This is a genomic window from Motilimonas eburnea (assembly GCF_021295345.1).
GTDB classification, from domain to species: domain Bacteria; phylum Pseudomonadota; class Gammaproteobacteria; order Enterobacterales; family CBDFNC01; genus Motilimonas; species Motilimonas eburnea.
On record NZ_JAIMJB010000010.1, the window covers coordinates 109,825 to 125,555 of the forward strand.

Below are 15,731 nucleotides of genomic sequence, written 5' to 3' on the forward strand. Positions count from 1 at the left end.
TTAGAATAAACTATTGAATAAATTGCTTAATTAAAGCGTTAGTTTGATACAAAGGCAAGCCAACAACAGCGCTATAGCTACCATTAATGGCCACGACATACTGGCCACCAAGACCTTGAATGCCGTAAGCGCCGGCTTTATCTTGAGGCTCACCCGAAGCCCAGTAGCTTTGCATATCCGTATCAGATAATGAGGCAAATTCTACGTCAGTCTGCACACAAACGACTTGCTCAAGATCACTTCTCACTAAGGCAACCGCCGTCATTACTTGATGCCGAGCCCCTGAAAGTAAACGCCAAATGCGACAAGCATCGTTAAAATCCTTAGGTTTTTCCAACACCTGATCGTGGCAAACGACGATGGTATCGGCACCCAGTACAGGTTTATCCTTGGCGGTTAAGGCTTCGCCTGCGCGTGCTTTTTGTAACGCTAAACGTGTCACATATTGAGCCGGCAGCTCATCGGCCAACCTGCGTTCTTCAATATTAGGCAGCACCAATTCAAATTGAATGCCCAATTGGGTTAACAGTTCAGCCCGTCGGGGAGAAGCAGAAGCCAAGTAAAGTTGCGCCATAAAAGTCTCTTATCGTCTAGGTTACGGGCCGAATTAACGCACACCAAAGTGACGTCGAGTACGTCTTAAAATCAAAAACACCCAAGGCCAAATTAGCATGGTACTCAAAATGGACCAAAAATACTGCGGCATGAGAATGATGTCAGAAACCAGGTGTTCAGCCCAAAAAATCAACAACTTACAGCTTAAAGTCAGCACCCCAATCACAACGGCTTGTTGCCAAACGGAAAAATTTCGAATCAGCTGGTAATTCATCGCCGCCACATAGGTCACCACCGCCAAGCCTAAGGCGCGCACCCCTAAGGTTGAGCCCAATAAAATATCCAAAACTAATCCCGCACACCAAGCGGTGCCAACATTCACTCGATGAGGTAAAGCGAGCACCCAATACAGCACCACTAAGGTCAACCAGTCAGGTCGAAATGCATCCAATTGCGCAGGCAAAGGTAAAATGGCCAACATCAAAGCCACCACAATCGACAAATATATCATGCTACGACTATTGCCCTTATCCATTGCTTGGCTCCTCTGATTGGCTTGGCGCAGGCGTCACCTCGGCGGCTGGCAACTCACTCACCTCTCGCTCCTCGGGGTTCACCGGTACAGGGGTCGAAGGGCCTCCCGCTTCACCAGGCCAAAGCAATAGCAAATAACGGATACGATCTAATGGCACCACAGGTTTAGCATCAACGCGCGCGTAAGGCATGCCTTCATCATATTCAAAACGCTCAATCACCGCGATAGGATACCCTTCAGGAAAGCGCCCGCCTAACCCAGACGTCACCAGTACATCCCCTTCTTGGATATCGGTACTATGAGGGACGAAAGGAATATCCAAACGCTCCAAGTTGCCGGTACCATTGGCAAGCGCACGAATATCATTACGTTGGAAGCGCACCGGGATACCATGGCTGTTATCGGTGATCAAAAGCACCCGACTGGTCGTGCTGCCAACTCGCAGCACCTGACCAACAACCCCTTGGTCATTCACCACAGGCTGGCCTTCAAATACCCCGTTAAGTGAGCCTTTATCAATCACCACTTGATGAGTAAAGGGATCTGAATCCACTTCCATGATTTCAGCCACCATTTTGCGTGCATCTTGGCGCACCGGTGAGCCCAACAATTGGCGTAAGCGTTTGTTCTCTTCTTTAAGGTGCTCCATTTGTAGCAAATCGCTACGCACTAAAAAAACCTGATGCTCTAACTCCTTATTTTTGGCTTGCAGTTGCTCTCGGCTGATCACCTTATCGGCGACCGTATCCAATAGCTGACTTGGCGCATTGGCCATGTACTGCAAGGGGCTAACTAAGGAGTTAAGAAACACACGATAAGGCGAGAAAAGGTCTAATTTGCTGTCAAGAAAGATCAGAGATACGGAGGCGACCACAGCCAGCAGTAACCTGAGTTGTAGAGATGGCCCACGGCCAAACATAGGTTTCATGAATTATCGCTAAAAAACAAGGCCGCTCCAATCAAACGAATACATCGCGACACGTAAATGATGAAAAATAACCCCAACCCTGGCAAAGAAAACACCACCGAAACCGCCAAGATCAAGAATATTATCTAACTTGTTTTACTCCAAGGTAAAGCCATTACGCTGGCATCACCTAAGGTGTTCCATTCACCTGAAATCCAAGATAAACGGAGCACATCCTGTGCTCCCTACAACATCTTGTTGTTGCCCAATTGGCTAGCCAATGTTTAACCAATGGTTACCCAACGGGTCGCCAATTTATTCGTAATTGAATAAATCGCCGCCGTGCATGTCTATCATTTCTAAGGCTTTACCACCACCACGCGCCACACAAGTCAGCGGGTCGTCAGCGACCACGACAGGAATCCCCGTTTCTTCCATTAATAAGCGATCGAGGTCTTTTAATAACGCACCACCTCCCGTTAACACCATGCCTCGCTCTGAAATGTCGGATGCAAGTTCAGGTGGCGATTGCTCAAGGGCTACCATAACAGCACTGACAATACCCGTTAGGGGCTCTTGTAGTGCTTCTAAGATCTCATTGCTGTTGAGGGTGAAGCTTCTTGGTACACCTTCGGCCAAATTACGACCGCGAACCTCAATCTCTTTCACTTCATCGCCAGGGTAAGCGCTGCCAATACTGTGCTTAATGCGCTCAGCCGTTGCTTCACCGATCAAGCTGCCATAGTTACGACGCACATAGTTGATAATCGCATCGTCAAATTTGTCACCACCGATGCGCACAGAAGACGAATACACCACACCATTTAACGAGATAATAGCTACTTCGGTGGTCCCTCCACCGATATCAACCACCATAGAGCCGGTTGCTTCAGAGACCGGCAAGCCGGCACCGATCGCGGCCGCCATCGGCTCGTCAATCAAGTAAACTTCACGCGCGCCTGCACCTTGGGCTGATTCACGAATAGCACGGCGCTCAACTTGGGTGGAGCCACAAGGGACACAAACTAACACCCGTGGACTGGGGCGTAAAAAGTTATTGTTGTGTACTTGTTTGATAAAATGCTGCAGCATTTTTTCGGTGACATAGAAGTCGGCGATCACGCCGTCTTTCATTGGGCGAATAGCCTTAATGTTGCCAGGAGTACGGCCTAACATTTGTTTTGCATCGCTACCCACAGCCGCGACGCTTTTAGGACCACTGCCATTTCTTTCTTGACGAATAGCAACCACTGAAGGCTCGTTCAGTACGATACCCTGCTCTTTGACGTAAATTAATGTATTAGCCGTCCCCAAATCGATCGACAAATCGTTGGAGAATAGGCCTCTAAGCTTCTTAAACATGGAGATCCTGCAAATATAAAGGCGGAATTGCGCTAACTTTACCAACCCAGTAATTATTCAGCAAGCGCCGCATCGCCTAACAGGGGCCATAGTGTGAGTAATTACCCATTAAGTTGAGCTGATACGTCATAATCGTCGAGTAATGGCCCGAAAACACAAAGAAAATCGGCATAAAATGAATTATGTTAATTATTCTTCATCTGGCTAGGCGGAGCCATTTTCCCGCCGGCCAAGCCTGAGAGACGCAAGCTTAGGGCCTGTTTATCTTTGGTGGTAAATTTTTGTTCGAGTGGGAGACACCCTGTCTAAAAGCGTTTTGGGCAAGGCGAGCAGTGTGTAGCTTAGCATTCTAAGTAAATACTGCTCAACAACGAACAGAATGCTTACGCCCGAAGGGCTTTAGCCGAATCCAGAGGACAGCGTTTGTTGGTCATTTCTACTGCGTTAGCGCCTTTTTGCATAGTTGACTATGCTACAAAGTCTCTGCCTAGTATAAATACCCAACAAATCGCTGCAAAAACAAGCCCAAAAGGTAAACAGGCCCTAGTTATTGACCTCTAATCGATAGATGATTCGGTCATTACCTCGGAATAAACCAAACTCCACCTCACCAACAGGACAATCATCGACTCGGGCCGTATTGGCACCACCAGACGCGCTGATCATTTGCTCGTAACATTCACTGTAACCACCTTGCCAAGTGCCACAAAGATTAGCTATTTGGCCCGAATCATCCCAATCAAATCGAAGCCAACATAAATTAGCCCCGCTCGAAGGGTTCAGATCAAGGGCATAACTAAAGCGCCCCGTTTGGTTAGGCGCACCAAATTGTAAGGTAATTTGCCCAGCCACCGCGCGAGCATTAACCAGATCGATAGCGCTGCTTCCTGTGCCAATGGGTATGGGTGATTCTTTCCCCCCCAAATTTAATACACCATCCTTGTTTGAATCCACCGCCCAGTTAAACTCAGCAATCGGGGCAAGGGCCGTGGGGTTATAACTGACGCTGCTACAACTATCGTCAGGGTTAATCATAAACTGCCCCTCTTCAAAACGTTCAACAGCGAGGGGAACCCTGAGCGATGCTAACTCACTGCCATGGCGAGAAGGGCTGACTAAACGGCCATAATACAGATTGCCCAGACCAGCCACAGTACACACATCTGTGCCGCCATCGATGCAAGGCGTAGTGGCATCTTGTTGTAGCTTTTCCCCATCTTTCCCGATGATCTGTAATTGCAACAGGGCTTCAGTAGGCTGGTTTTTAATAAATGGGCCATCTACGCCATGGGGGTTGAGTTTTGCTGCGCCAATAGGCAAGGCAGACAGGGTAAACTCCCCTAATTGCCAATCAAAAGAATGGGCATCCATCATCAGTCGAGTACTGCCGTCACCTTGGCTCAGCTCACCCGCACTGTTAGCCAACGACCATTGCCATAATTGATTTGTCTCATCGGCCGTCGGGTAACCTTTGGCCGTATCGTAATTGGTCACCTTAGCGGGAGCATCCCCCTGATAAAAAGCAGCCAAGGTCAGATCCAAAGAAATGGCCTGCTGATCTAAATAACTAAAGCCACCCACAGCACAAGCTGGTAAGGTCAAGGCTGTTTGTGCTTGTAAGTAGGCCGGATAAAAGCGCCCGATCTCATGCTCGGCTAAGGCAATCGGCGTCGCACTTTGCGCAACCGGATCATTGAGGTATTCACTGGCAGCGACCATCAATCGCAGTTGCCCCACCTCGTTCCAAGCAAGGTGCTTGATGCTGGCAACGCCCTGCTCGGCTGGCTGCATGTTATAAGGGGTGGCCGTGACATTATTCCCCGCTAATGTCACCACGCCCAGATTAGCACTGCTAGGTAAGGTGACACTGTGACTAAGATTGAGGGGGTGATAAAAGCTGGCGGTGACTGGGTTAGTCAAGCAATGACCGTTAGGATCATCACTGCAATCCATTAAGGCTTCGACCTCAAGATCAAAGGTGTCAAAGTCGCGCTGAGTGTCAAAGTCTATGCCCGCGCGAGGTAAGGCTGCGCGAATAAAGCCTGCATCAGCTCCCACCCCGTTATTCACCGCGGTTTGGCCTGTGCCATCGCGCAAGTAACCCAATACCGAACTAGTGCGCACATTTAACGTCTTAGGGCTAAAGGTGAATAATTGGCTACCTTGCACAATTTCATCATCTTCGCCAATGGGCGGTGCACCTATGCCAACATCATCACGGGCAGATAATAAAATACGCCCCGCATCAGGATAATTAACATTAATGCTTTCACTGACGCCCGCATTAAACACGATCGTTTGCTCGATGGCATTTTGCGCGTTTTTGCCAATACTGGCTTGATTAACCTCCACATCACGCCCGGCTACCACCGCTGGCGCATCATAACTCGACCAAAATTTCAGGGTTTGCTCGCCTGTATAAGCGGTGATCACGCCACAATTTCCCGTCGTGGCATCTTTTCCGATCGCAGTTAAGGTGACACTAAAGGGTTTATTGCTGTAATGATATTGCCCTGCTCCTACTCCGCTGTTATCCACTGGCGCTATGCTAAAACCATAAGGACGAAAGGTGATGTCTGTGGTAGCCGAGGTGCCATTATCATTGTTTTGCGCCAAAATAGTGACTAAGCCCGCCTGTTCGTGAAACAAACTTAACTCCACTTCACCATTATCTGCACTGACAAACTGATAACTCGCTAAGCCATTATCTAAGGTGGGGTTAGGCGAAAGGGTACCATTACCATTGACTAGCCCCCAACGGCCAATGCCTGAGCTGGTAGAAAGCTGAACCAAACCCGTGTAGAGCGTATCTAAACGGCCATCTTTTAACGCGCGCAGCTTGATGCTATGAGCTTCGCAAGTCAGGGCATCAACCTCTGCGATCCACTCCAAACCATCACGCACCGTCTGACTCTGATTGGTAATGGCGAAGTAGCTTAGCTGCTCTTGAAAATGCTGACGTTCGGGATCGCGGTATTGATCCTCATCAACAGCAACGCCAAATTGACTGCGGCTAATATTACAGCGCCTTGCCCAGCCACCATCACCACCGTTACGCCCCCGTTTATTGGCTATCAATAATGGCGGAGTAACGTAGTCTTGTTGTAAGTCGTTAAGGGTTTGACACTGCTGAGACACATTCAAGGTATTTGCACCAGAGTCATGGTTACGGGCCACACCAAACTCGTATCGAATTTCTTCACTACCTTGGGTAAAGCGACTTGCCCCGATAGGCCCTGCCAACCAATTAACGGTTTCAGGGGTAAGGCTATCTAAGCTTGTGCCCGCTGGCACACAAGTCCCTGAGACGCCGCTTACGTCGTAAACTTCTGATGCTTCAAGAGCAACATCAAACGCGGTTAGTGGATCGCTAGATGACACTTGCCCTGTAGCCGTTAGCCAACAGTTGTTATTAAAGCTGGCTCGCTGTAACAGCACACCCGGAGTCTGACTAAAGCCGGCTGCACTTAAATCTAGGCTTTGCCAGGTGCCACTTTGCTGGCCACGTTGGAAAGCGGAAGTAGCCAGACTACCCGCATAGAGTTTTTGGCCATCAGGCAACTCGGTCACACCAGGTAACAAGGCCACATAATCCACATTTGGCATAGGTTTAGCCACCCCCCCAAAATTATTTGGCGGGCTAATTTGCTCCACGCTAAAGCCGGTCTCACTGACGTTGAGTACCCGCACCGAAGCCGGGCCATCGGCATCGGGATCACCAGGATCTAAATTTGGCATCACAAACACTAAGGGCACATCGCTAAAAGGCTGCTCAAAGGTGACCGCACCGAGCGCCGTTTGGCCGTACTGAAACTCATTTTGCGTGGGCGTGACACCATTGCGACACATGCCATTAAAATCGGTTTTCGCAATGGCATCGGGGCGATAGTTGACCGTGCCGTTATTGGTTATTTGCCCTGCGGCAGTAATAGCACCATTAACCACCGCGCCAGGCGCGATACTAATGGTGCCTTCGGCGAAGATAAACCCATTCACTGTGGTATTGGCACCAATCTCGACATTAGCCTTGGTGGCAATCAATAAGTGCTCTGTCAAGTTGGAATCATTGAGCACAATCGTGCCGCCACTGGCAAAGGTCGAAAAGTTACTGTTAAACAGCATGCGGGTGGTGGCGCTGTTATTACTGAGGCGAAAGCTGTCGTTAGCAAACTGAACAAAGCCATCAATATAGAAATAATCCCGCGCTGCTAAGGTCTCATCGCCAGCGCCGGTTAAGCGCTGATATTGACCATCGGAGCCATCATTGGGTGGCATATATAAAAGATCGCTGCTGGTCGCATTAACAGGGCCATTGAATACGTCTTCACAAAGGGGCAAGGTAGAGACGCGACTGACTAAGTCCAGCACGATATCATCCCAAGAGATATCGCGACCAAAACGTTCATTGATGCGTAAGGTGTAAGTGCCCGCGGCTAAATCTTTCGCCGCCAAGGTGGGGTTTTCAACAATGAAGTCGCCCTCGCCACCAATAAAACCGATGGAGTTAATGGTATTGTCCGGCTCAATTAACAGCAGCTCGGCTTGGGTAGCCGGGTTACGTACGTTAAACATTTTTAGGCGATTAAAGTTACTTACTGTTTGGAGGGTAAAGGTCAAATCGAGCGGATTGGCCACGCCAGCATTGGGAAATAAACTCGAACCTGTATAGCCATCATTATTATTGGTGGGACCGATATGTTGACGCTCAATAAATGCGATATCGTCAGAAACCGCGCCGATTAACTCGATATCGTTAAAAGTGAGTAGATCCCACGAGTTACAATTACGCTGAAATTCACTGCCCCGCCCCTGCAAACACTGGCCCCAAGCAAATAGCTGGTAGTCGCCAGCAACCAGATTAAGATTACTGACATTAAAAACCCCGGAGCCGGGAGTGGCGAGCCCGCGATAAAGTTGATTGCCATTGTTATCCCAAATGACCAAAACGGGTGAGGTGACGGTGGTATTCACATTGCTGAGCCGAATTTGAGTCAGGGTGGAGTCTTCGGTGATTTGAAAGTGGATGGGATAAATGGGCTGATAAACAGGTGAAGGCCCCCCGACACTCTGGGTGATCGCCACACCTGGCGGGATCGAATCATTATCTCCTCCGATCCTCATGCTTCCGAACAAGGTGGTATCGGCCCAACTGGGTAAGGATAAAGCAATGCCAAGGAATAACCCAACCCAGTAAAACAAACGACTCATCTACAGCTCCTTAGCTTGCGCTTGGATCTTACGCCGGGTAATAAACTCACCCGCGTCACATTTGGCCGTACTGTCGATTTGATAAACCTTTTTACTATCAACGACTTTCTCTACGCAAGCATATTCAACCACACAGCCATGAAATGCGGTTTGGGCGGATAAATCCAAGGAGGCACTGCCACAAACTGGCGCCCCCCCCCCTAAGGGAAAGAGCTTTAATAAGCCTTGCTCTATCCCTGCATTCGCCGCTAAATAGGCGCGCGTACCATAGACCTCATACCCTATGCCTTGGTGCGAATCTTGTAGCATGCGAGTTAACGCGGCCGCTAACAAGGACATCACCACGATAATAAACACCGCGATAACGATGGCACTGCCTTGTTGTAAGCGAGGGGTCTGCACAGGCTCTCTTCCTTAGGGTACGTTCTGGATGTGTATGCTGTGATGAAATACCAGCGACTCAGCACCCTCATTGGCGACAAAATTTAAAAATATCTTAACCACACCGTTGCGACTTAAGGTCGCCTCACGCACCGCAAACGGCGGTTGATAGTTGGGCGCGGTGATGGCTAATAATTGGATCTGCTCAGCCATTAGGCTAGTTTCTAACACTTGCTCGGGTGGTGATTCAGATGCCCAACTTAGCACCTCGCGTTGTAAGTTACCGTTACTGAGTACACAATAGCGCACAGGTCGTTCAACCAGATATAACCGCTGCGAAGGCGACGCTAACGGCCAGCGGACTGGGCTAGCAAAGCTAAATTCAGCAGGGTTAACCGAATCACTATAATCACTAAAAGCTTTTAATGTGGTTGAGCTTGCCCCATAGATATCATCACTGCTCAGGGCATATACGGCCAATCTGTGGCTAAGCCTATGGCTAGCTTGAAAGATGTAACCGTCTAAGGCAAAACTGGTGACACGATTACTTGGCGCCGCGGGGGCAACCGCGAGCTCTAAATACTGGCTACTGGCCACCACAGGCACAAAGCGCAAACAGTTGCCGTTATTAGTGATTTGCTGGCTGTTTGGTAAGGACGAGCGTACTTCGCGATTGAGTCGTTCAATGGCAAAACGCGCACTGTTTAATATGTTTTCACGCGCGGCGACGTCGCGATATAGCAAAGTGCCAAAGCCAATATAATGACTGACGGCGATACCTAAAATGGCCAGCAAAATGATGACGATCACGAGCTCCACTAGGGTAAAACCACCTTGTTTAGGGGAAATAGCAAACGCCATTAGTAGTTCCCCCGGTAAGCACTAAAGACCAACTCACTACCATTAGGGGTGACAATCAACACATCAATGCGTTTAGCCGTATCAGCACCGCCACCAAAACTGCTATCTATCACCACGTCTATTTTAATGCGGTAATTCTGATACACTGATTCCAGCGGCAAGCCCAAGGCATCACCAAAGCTGACCGCATCCACCCAAGGGGTGATATAGTCGTCCACATCATTAAAGGTATTTTCACCGCCACCGCGCACTTCCCCCGCATCGGGGCCTAACGCGCTAGCACAACTGACCGCAACGGCGCTGGGGTTGGTATCCCAAAGTAGCCAGCTTTGGCTGCCTTGATCAAACCAGCTGCTACCACTTTGATTCGCCTCACCTTGCCACCATATTTCACCGCAGCGATACACGCCGCCATTGTGATCTGAGTGCTGATCATAAGAGCGTGAGACGATTTCATTGAGCACACTTTGGCCCAACTCGGCCGCACGCATTTGATGCAAGGGATCGATACTGTCGCGCGATTGCGTCACCAACATGGTGGTAATAATGGTAAAAGCCACCGCCATCACCACGATCCCGACCACCAGCTCGACCAAGGTAAAGCCCATTTGACGCCAGTTACGCTTAAGGCACATGAATATACCCCTGCTGTTCAATGCGCAGCGTTAGGTTATTACCTGAATTGATGCTGATATCACACGGAAAGCTGCCGCCGCAAGCCACTTGCTCTATGCCATGGTAATCAAATAAAAAAGTGGCAGGACTGATAGCCACGTTAGGTGAAAAGGGAACTAAGTCGTAAGGGTCAGTTGCATGCTCTGGCGCATTAGGATCACAAGACACACTGGCAGGGACTGCGCAATTACCGCTCACTCGCGCCGACTCGATGGAATAAAAACACGATGCATTGGCAGCGACTTGCACTACGGTCCAATAACACGCATTAACGCTGCCATCATTAGGATCCGCATTCATATTTTGCAATTGGGTAAGCCGCAAACGCGTGGCCAGCTGGTCGCGCACGGTATAATCTTGATAGCCACCGGAGGAGAGTAGCTTAGGCAGAACAAAAGCGGCCAGCACACCAATGATAATAATCACGATGACCAGCTCTACCAAGGTAAAGCCGGTGCATTGAGTCGTTAAGTTAGCTCGGCGTGCTCTGGCCATAACATGGCAAATTAACAACCAGTTTCATTAACCACTATGGTTGGTCTAGCTGTACTGGTTGCTTCAGAGTAAGAGGCATTACAAGTAGAAACACCACCGCTGGCATAAATTAAGGTAGGATCTGCGCCTGAGATGGTCCAGTCACCCGTGCTTAACTCCACCACATTCGCTATGTCTGAGGCAGCGGCTTGTGGGTAACCATAAACAAGATTGACAGTCTCACCATTGATATCAACCGTTTCACCAGAAGCCGCTTTCTCTTTGCCAGCAATAGCTGCTTTACTGTAGGTCAAGGTTGCAGCACCTTCAAGTGCCGCTTTCACACCCTGCAAAGAGGAAATACGCGCATCCGACTGCAAGTCGATAAACTTAGGTGCAGCGGTGGCCGCTAAAATACCTAACACAATAATCACGATAACTAGTTCAATCAGCGTAAAACCCGACTGCTTTGCTACGTTTTTGTTCATAAAAACCCCTTCTATCTCAATGATTTTATTAATTAATGTTAGCTGATACCTGTCCCGTTGCCGGTTTATAGGTAAAGTTTTTAAAGGATCCGGTATCCGAGCCGGGATTCAAATAAAGGCCATTTCCGCCCTTATCTAAGCTGTTAACCAAATAGAATAAACAGCTAGTATCTGTACCACTACTGGTGGTAGTGACATAGAATTTGTAAAAATCGCCCTGACCACTCACATCATTAAAATTGCTGGTAATGCGAGGCGGATTTTGTAAGATGGAATTCCATACCGCTTCACACTTAGCGGGCGTCAATGAGGACGGCGTGACATCTTCATTGACATTAGTCATGGGATAGCCCGGTGAAACTGTACCCGCATTAATTTCAGCGTCGGTTGGCGTCGTCAGGTAAAGCTTAGTACCATCATAAATCACCACATTCTTGGCCGCTTCTTTGGGTCGACCTATGGCTTCCCACTGCGCGCGCGTTAACGACACGCCGGTCGCAAAACCGCCTGCCACCCCTTCAACACTGGCGTTCTTGGCCTCTTCAGTGACATCTAAAAAGCGCGGTAATGCAGTCACGGCTAAAATACCCAACACCACCACCACAATCACCAATTCGATAAGAGAAAAACCTGAATTTTTACTCATTAACACCTCAAAACAAGAGATAACTTAAATACAGCAGTGTATTATATCAGTAAAGCCAAATTACAACAGTGTTTTATCTACTTGCACCAACCTAACCTGCCCGGTTTTACTCCAGTATTCAAAGCCGGTTTGCTCAGCTAAATAAAACAAGCAGCCGCTGTCATAACCTAAATTATCACCCAGCACTTTAACCCTAACCATTTGATTATTTAAAAGCATATCCGTATCAAGCAGACCTTGCCATAATAAAGCACAATTAAGTCCGTTTTTGTTAGCTGCAACCGATTCTGGCCAACCTTGCTGGTTAAGTATGACGGTTTTATTTCTCCATATTAGTTGCTTAGGCTTACCTTGGCGCAACCATTGCAAATGGATCTCGCCACTAAACTGCGCAAATTGATTGGCACTTAAAGCCAAGCTGGTGTCGTTGATCACCCCTTGGCTTTTCTGATAAAGATAAACAAAGTAGCCAAGTAAACAAACCACGATGATCAACGCGATTTGTTTTAAACCAAAACCTCGTAACGTTTGTGCTAACACTTCTTTATCTTTCATCGGTCCTGCCTACCCCCCATGAACGCGCATCATATCCCACTCATATCCTACTATTTCGCAGTGAAGATACCTAAGCACAGTGCGAGCATTTCACCTAATTATCAATCACTAACCGCCCTTGAATGCGCGCATCATATCCCACATCGGTGTAAAGATACCGAGGGCCAGTATCAACACCATGCCAGCGACAATCGCAATTAAGATTGGCTCTATTTTGGCGGTCAAGCTTTTCAAATCGTAATCCACTTCACGTTCATAAAACTCAGCGGCTTCTTGCAATAATTCATCCACTTGGCCGGTTTCTTCACCCACGGCGATCATTTGCAACACCAGCGGGGTAAACAAACCACTGGCGTTAGAGGTGCGCAGTAAACTTTCACCACGCTCAATGCCTGCGCGCATGCCTAGCACTTGCTGTTCCATGTAGGCATTATCGGTTGCTTTAGCAACAAAACTTAAAGCCGAGTTTAACGGTACCCCAGCGGTTAACATCATCGAAAAACTGCGGGCATAACGGGCCAGTAAGGTTCGATTAATGATATCGCCGACAATGGGCAGTCGCAGTTTGTAACGGTCCCAAGTAAGGCGGCCCGAAGGGGTGTTATACCAAGCCTTGATGGCAAAATAGCTGATCACTAAGGCCACCAGCATATGGGGCCAATAATTAACAAAAAATGCCGACGTCCCCATCAACACCTTAGTGGACCAAGGCAGGTCTACACCAAATTTGCCAAACATACCGGCAAAGGTTGGGATCACGAAAATATTTAAGATCACCATGGCCGCCGCCAGCGCCATCAATACAAAACTCGGATAGCGCATCGCCGCTTTCACCCGCTTTTGGGTTTCTTGCTCTAGCTCCATGTATTCACTGAGCTGTAAAAACGCTTTATCCAGCTGACCCGTATTTTCTCCCACGTTAACGATAGATAAAAATAACGAGTTAAATACCTTAGGGTGAGCTTGCATGGCCACCGACATGGGCCGACCATTACGCATCTGCTCTGAGATATCCTGCAAGGTGCGCTGTAATAATTTACTGTGAGTAGAATCGGCCAAGCCATTAATAGCGCGAATAATGGGGATCCCAGCCTTAGTTAAGGAATACATCTGCCGGGTAAAAATCACCATCTGATCAAGGGGAATAGAGCGCTCCAACCACAGGCTTAAATCAAAATCCGATTCCGCTTTGGCCGGTGTAATGCTGATAGGCATCACACCACGGCGCAATAGAATATCCGCGGCGGCCGTTTCATCGCTGGCTTCCAAGCGACCATTTACTGGCGCCCCTTGCGCATCTCTGCCTTTATATTCAAAGCTGGCCATTAGGCATCACCTTGCCACAAATCCACTTGCTCAACCAAACGCAGCACCTCTTCCAATGACGTGATACCTTGCATCGCATAATCCAATGCAGAAAATGCCAGTGGTCGGTAATGTTTACTTTGCTTCGCGGCCGCAGAAAAGCCTTCTGGATCATCGCGTCGCAATGCTTCCATCATTGGCTCATCCAGCTCAAGCATTTCAAATACACCCACGCGGCCTTTATAACCGGTAAAGTTACAATTTTGACATCCTGTTCCCTGATAGAATTGTGTGTCGGCCAATGACTGTTGCGATAAGTTTTCTAACCAAACTCGCTCCCTTGGCTCTACCTCATGAGGCTGCTTACAGTTAACGCATAACTTGCGGATCAGACGCTGCGCCACGATGGCACGCAACGAACTGGCCACTAAATAGCCCGGCGCGCCCATATCAATTAAACGCAAGGCGCTAGTAATGGCGTCATTGGTATGTAAGGTTGAAAGCACTAAGTGACCGGTTAACGCACCACGTAGACCGATTTCTACGGTTTCATGATCACGCATCTCGCCCACCAATAAGATGTCTGGATCTTGACGTAAGGTGGTCCTCAATACGTTGGAAAAGCCCAAGCCAATTTTGGTATTAACCTGAACTTGGTTGATCCTAGGTAAGCGATATTCCACCGGATCTTCCACCGTAATAATTTTTTTCCCCGGTGCGTTTAGCTCAGATAACGCGCCATAAAGACTGGTGGTTTTACCGCTACCCGTCGGCCCTGTCACTAAGATCATACCGTGAGGGCGCTGCAACTGACGGCGAAAACGCGGCAATAACTCAGCAGGCATACCGGTTTCTTCTAGGGATAAAATGCCTGCGCTTTGGTCGAGCAAGCGCATCACCACAGATTCACCATATTGCACCGGCATGGTCGAGACACGCACATCAATGCTGTGACCGCGAATAGACATATTAAAACGGCCATCTTGAGGCAAGCGTTTTTCGGAAATATCCATCCCCGCCATCAACTTCAATCGCAATACTAGCGCACCAACAATGCTCACCTCATTGAGCACGTTTTCTTGCAATACCCCATCAACCCGCTGGCGAATGCGCAATAACTTTTCTTCAGGCTCAATATGCACATCCGATGCCCCAACCTGCACCGCATCTTCAAACAAAGATTGTAATAGCTTAACCACGGTGGCTTCCGAGCCTTCCGCTTCAAGGCCAGACAGGCCGATATCAAGCTCGACGCTATCACCATGCTCCTCTTGCAATTGCTCAGCAAAGGACGCAATTTCCTTGGTGCGCCGATATAAACGATCAAATGACTCGATCAGCTGCGACTCACGCGCCACCGCCAACTTCACATTGCGATCAGACAATAAGCCGGTAATGGTATCAAGGGCACGTAAATCGGCAGGATCAGACATGGCCACGGTGACACTTTGGCCATCGTCGTGTACCACTAATGCGCGGAGTCGTCTCGCATGCACTTCGGGTAGCTTGGCGACAACCTGTTCATCGATGCGTAATTGGTTAATATCAACCAGAGGTATGCCGAGCTGGCGAGATAAAAAGCCCAGCATGTCATCTTCACTTAAAAAGCCTAAACCTTGTAAGGTAGCCCCCAACTTACGGCCATTTTTACGCTGCTCAGCCAACGCTTGCATCAGTTGGTCTTCGGTGATGATGCCTTCTTCAACCAGCAAATCACCTAAGCGTTTTTTTAATTTTGGTTGAGCCATTAACATACCCCTCTTATGGCCGGGCCGATTG

The 15,731-nt window shown here is 48.6% G+C and carries 14 protein-coding genes; all 14 read right to left on the minus strand.

Annotation, left to right across the window (positions count from 1 at the left end; genetic code table 11):
* Positions 1 to 10: 10 nt before the first annotated feature.
* The gene (locus tag K6Y21_RS11670) at positions 11 to 574 is read right to left on the minus strand and encodes a Maf family protein (protein WP_233072025.1); all 564 of its coding nucleotides are present in this window, start codon (positions 572 to 574) and stop codon (positions 11 to 13) included.
* Between the two features lie 33 nt (positions 575 to 607).
* Complete coding sequence (gene mreD, locus K6Y21_RS11675; RefSeq protein ID WP_233072026.1) at positions 608 to 1,090, minus strand: rod shape-determining protein MreD; 483 nt, start codon at positions 1,088 to 1,090, stop codon at positions 608 to 610.
* Positions 1,083 to 2,018: a rod shape-determining protein MreC gene (mreC, locus tag K6Y21_RS11680; RefSeq protein ID WP_233072027.1), complete on the minus strand. Its 936-nt coding sequence runs from the start codon at positions 2,016 to 2,018 to the stop codon at positions 1,083 to 1,085. The genes mreD and mreC overlap by 8 nt, the downstream gene beginning before the upstream one ends.
* Before the next feature lie 294 nt (positions 2,019 to 2,312).
* Positions 2,313 to 3,359 (minus strand): rod shape-determining protein, encoded by a 1,047-nt coding sequence (locus tag K6Y21_RS11685; RefSeq protein WP_233072028.1) that lies wholly within the window; start codon positions 3,357 to 3,359, stop codon positions 2,313 to 2,315.
* A gap of 543 nt (positions 3,360 to 3,902) precedes the next feature.
* On the minus strand, positions 3,903 to 8,567 hold the full coding sequence (locus tag K6Y21_RS11690) for a DUF6701 domain-containing protein (protein ID WP_233072029.1): 4,665 nt from the start codon (positions 8,565 to 8,567) through the stop codon (positions 3,903 to 3,905).
* Positions 8,568 to 8,969 carry an MSHA biogenesis protein MshP gene (locus K6Y21_RS11695; protein ID WP_233072030.1) on the minus strand — a complete coding sequence of 134 codons (402 nt, stop codon included), beginning with the start codon at positions 8,967 to 8,969 and terminating at the stop codon, positions 8,568 to 8,570.
* A 12-nt stretch (positions 8,970 to 8,981) separates the two neighbouring features.
* A complete protein-coding gene (locus tag K6Y21_RS11700) occupies positions 8,982 to 9,809 on the minus strand; it encodes a PilW family protein (RefSeq protein WP_233072031.1) in 828 nt (275 codons plus the stop codon).
* A complete protein-coding gene (locus K6Y21_RS11705) occupies positions 9,809 to 10,444 on the minus strand; it encodes a type IV pilus modification PilV family protein (RefSeq protein ID WP_233072032.1) in 636 nt (211 codons plus the stop codon). Before K6Y21_RS11705 ends, K6Y21_RS11700 begins: the two co-directional genes overlap by 1 nt.
* Positions 10,434 to 10,979, minus strand: coding sequence for a prepilin-type N-terminal cleavage/methylation domain-containing protein (locus tag K6Y21_RS21275; protein WP_285229741.1), 546 nt, complete (start codon positions 10,977 to 10,979; stop codon positions 10,434 to 10,436). Before K6Y21_RS21275 ends, K6Y21_RS11705 begins: the two co-directional genes overlap by 11 nt.
* An 11-nt stretch (positions 10,980 to 10,990) precedes the next feature.
* Positions 10,991 to 11,446, minus strand: a complete 456-nt coding sequence (locus K6Y21_RS11715; protein WP_233072033.1) for a prepilin-type N-terminal cleavage/methylation domain-containing protein — start codon at positions 11,444 to 11,446, stop codon at positions 10,991 to 10,993.
* A 28-nt stretch (positions 11,447 to 11,474) separates the two neighbouring features.
* Positions 11,475 to 12,092, minus strand: coding sequence for a prepilin-type N-terminal cleavage/methylation domain-containing protein (locus tag K6Y21_RS11720; RefSeq protein ID WP_233072034.1), 618 nt, complete (start codon positions 12,090 to 12,092; stop codon positions 11,475 to 11,477).
* 60 nt (positions 12,093 to 12,152) lie between these two features.
* A complete protein-coding gene (locus K6Y21_RS11725; protein ID WP_233072035.1) occupies positions 12,153 to 12,647 on the minus strand; it encodes a hypothetical protein in 495 nt (164 codons plus the stop codon).
* A gap of 108 nt (positions 12,648 to 12,755) precedes the next feature.
* A complete protein-coding gene (locus K6Y21_RS11730) occupies positions 12,756 to 13,973 on the minus strand; it encodes a type II secretion system F family protein (protein WP_233072036.1) in 1,218 nt (405 codons plus the stop codon).
* Positions 13,973 to 15,700: a GspE/PulE family protein gene (locus tag K6Y21_RS11735; protein ID WP_233072037.1), complete on the minus strand. Its 1,728-nt coding sequence runs from the start codon at positions 15,698 to 15,700 to the stop codon at positions 13,973 to 13,975. Before K6Y21_RS11735 ends, K6Y21_RS11730 begins: the two co-directional genes overlap by 1 nt.
* Positions 15,701 to 15,731 lie beyond the last annotated feature (31 nt).

What these genes read in the sequence shown, in the direction of transcription:
- K6Y21_RS11670 (WP_233072025.1), bottom strand. Translation starts at nt 574, where the DNA reads ATGGCGCAACTTTACTTGGCTTCTGCTTCTCCCCGACGGGCTGAACTG.
- K6Y21_RS11705 (WP_233072032.1), bottom strand. Translation starts at nt 10,444, where the DNA reads ATGTGCCTTAAGCGTAACTGGCGTCAAATGGGCTTTACCTTGGTCGAG.
- K6Y21_RS11730 (WP_233072036.1), bottom strand. Translation starts at nt 13,973, where the DNA reads ATGGCCAGCTTTGAATATAAAGGCAGAGATGCGCAAGGGGCGCCAGTA.
- K6Y21_RS21275 (WP_285229741.1), bottom strand. Translation starts at nt 10,979, where the DNA reads ATGGCCAGAGCACGCCGAGCTAACTTAACGACTCAATGCACCGGCTTT.
- K6Y21_RS11690 (WP_233072029.1), bottom strand. Translation starts at nt 8,567, where the DNA reads ATGAGTCGTTTGTTTTACTGGGTTGGGTTATTCCTTGGCATTGCTTTA.
- K6Y21_RS11685 (WP_233072028.1), bottom strand. Translation starts at nt 3,359, where the DNA reads ATGTTTAAGAAGCTTAGAGGCCTATTCTCCAACGATTTGTCGATCGAT.
- K6Y21_RS11725 (WP_233072035.1), bottom strand. Translation starts at nt 12,647, where the DNA reads ATGAAAGATAAAGAAGTGTTAGCACAAACGTTACGAGGTTTTGGTTTA.
- mreC (WP_233072027.1), bottom strand. Translation starts at nt 2,018, where the DNA reads ATGAAACCTATGTTTGGCCGTGGGCCATCTCTACAACTCAGGTTACTG.
- K6Y21_RS11715 (WP_233072033.1), bottom strand. Translation starts at nt 11,446, where the DNA reads ATGAACAAAAACGTAGCAAAGCAGTCGGGTTTTACGCTGATTGAACTA.
- K6Y21_RS11735 (WP_233072037.1), bottom strand. Translation starts at nt 15,700, where the DNA reads ATGGCTCAACCAAAATTAAAAAAACGCTTAGGTGATTTGCTGGTTGAA.
- K6Y21_RS11700 (WP_233072031.1), bottom strand. Translation starts at nt 9,809, where the DNA reads ATGGCGTTTGCTATTTCCCCTAAACAAGGTGGTTTTACCCTAGTGGAG.
- mreD (WP_233072026.1), bottom strand. Translation starts at nt 1,090, where the DNA reads ATGGATAAGGGCAATAGTCGTAGCATGATATATTTGTCGATTGTGGTG.
- K6Y21_RS11720 (WP_233072034.1), bottom strand. Translation starts at nt 12,092, where the DNA reads ATGAGTAAAAATTCAGGTTTTTCTCTTATCGAATTGGTGATTGTGGTG.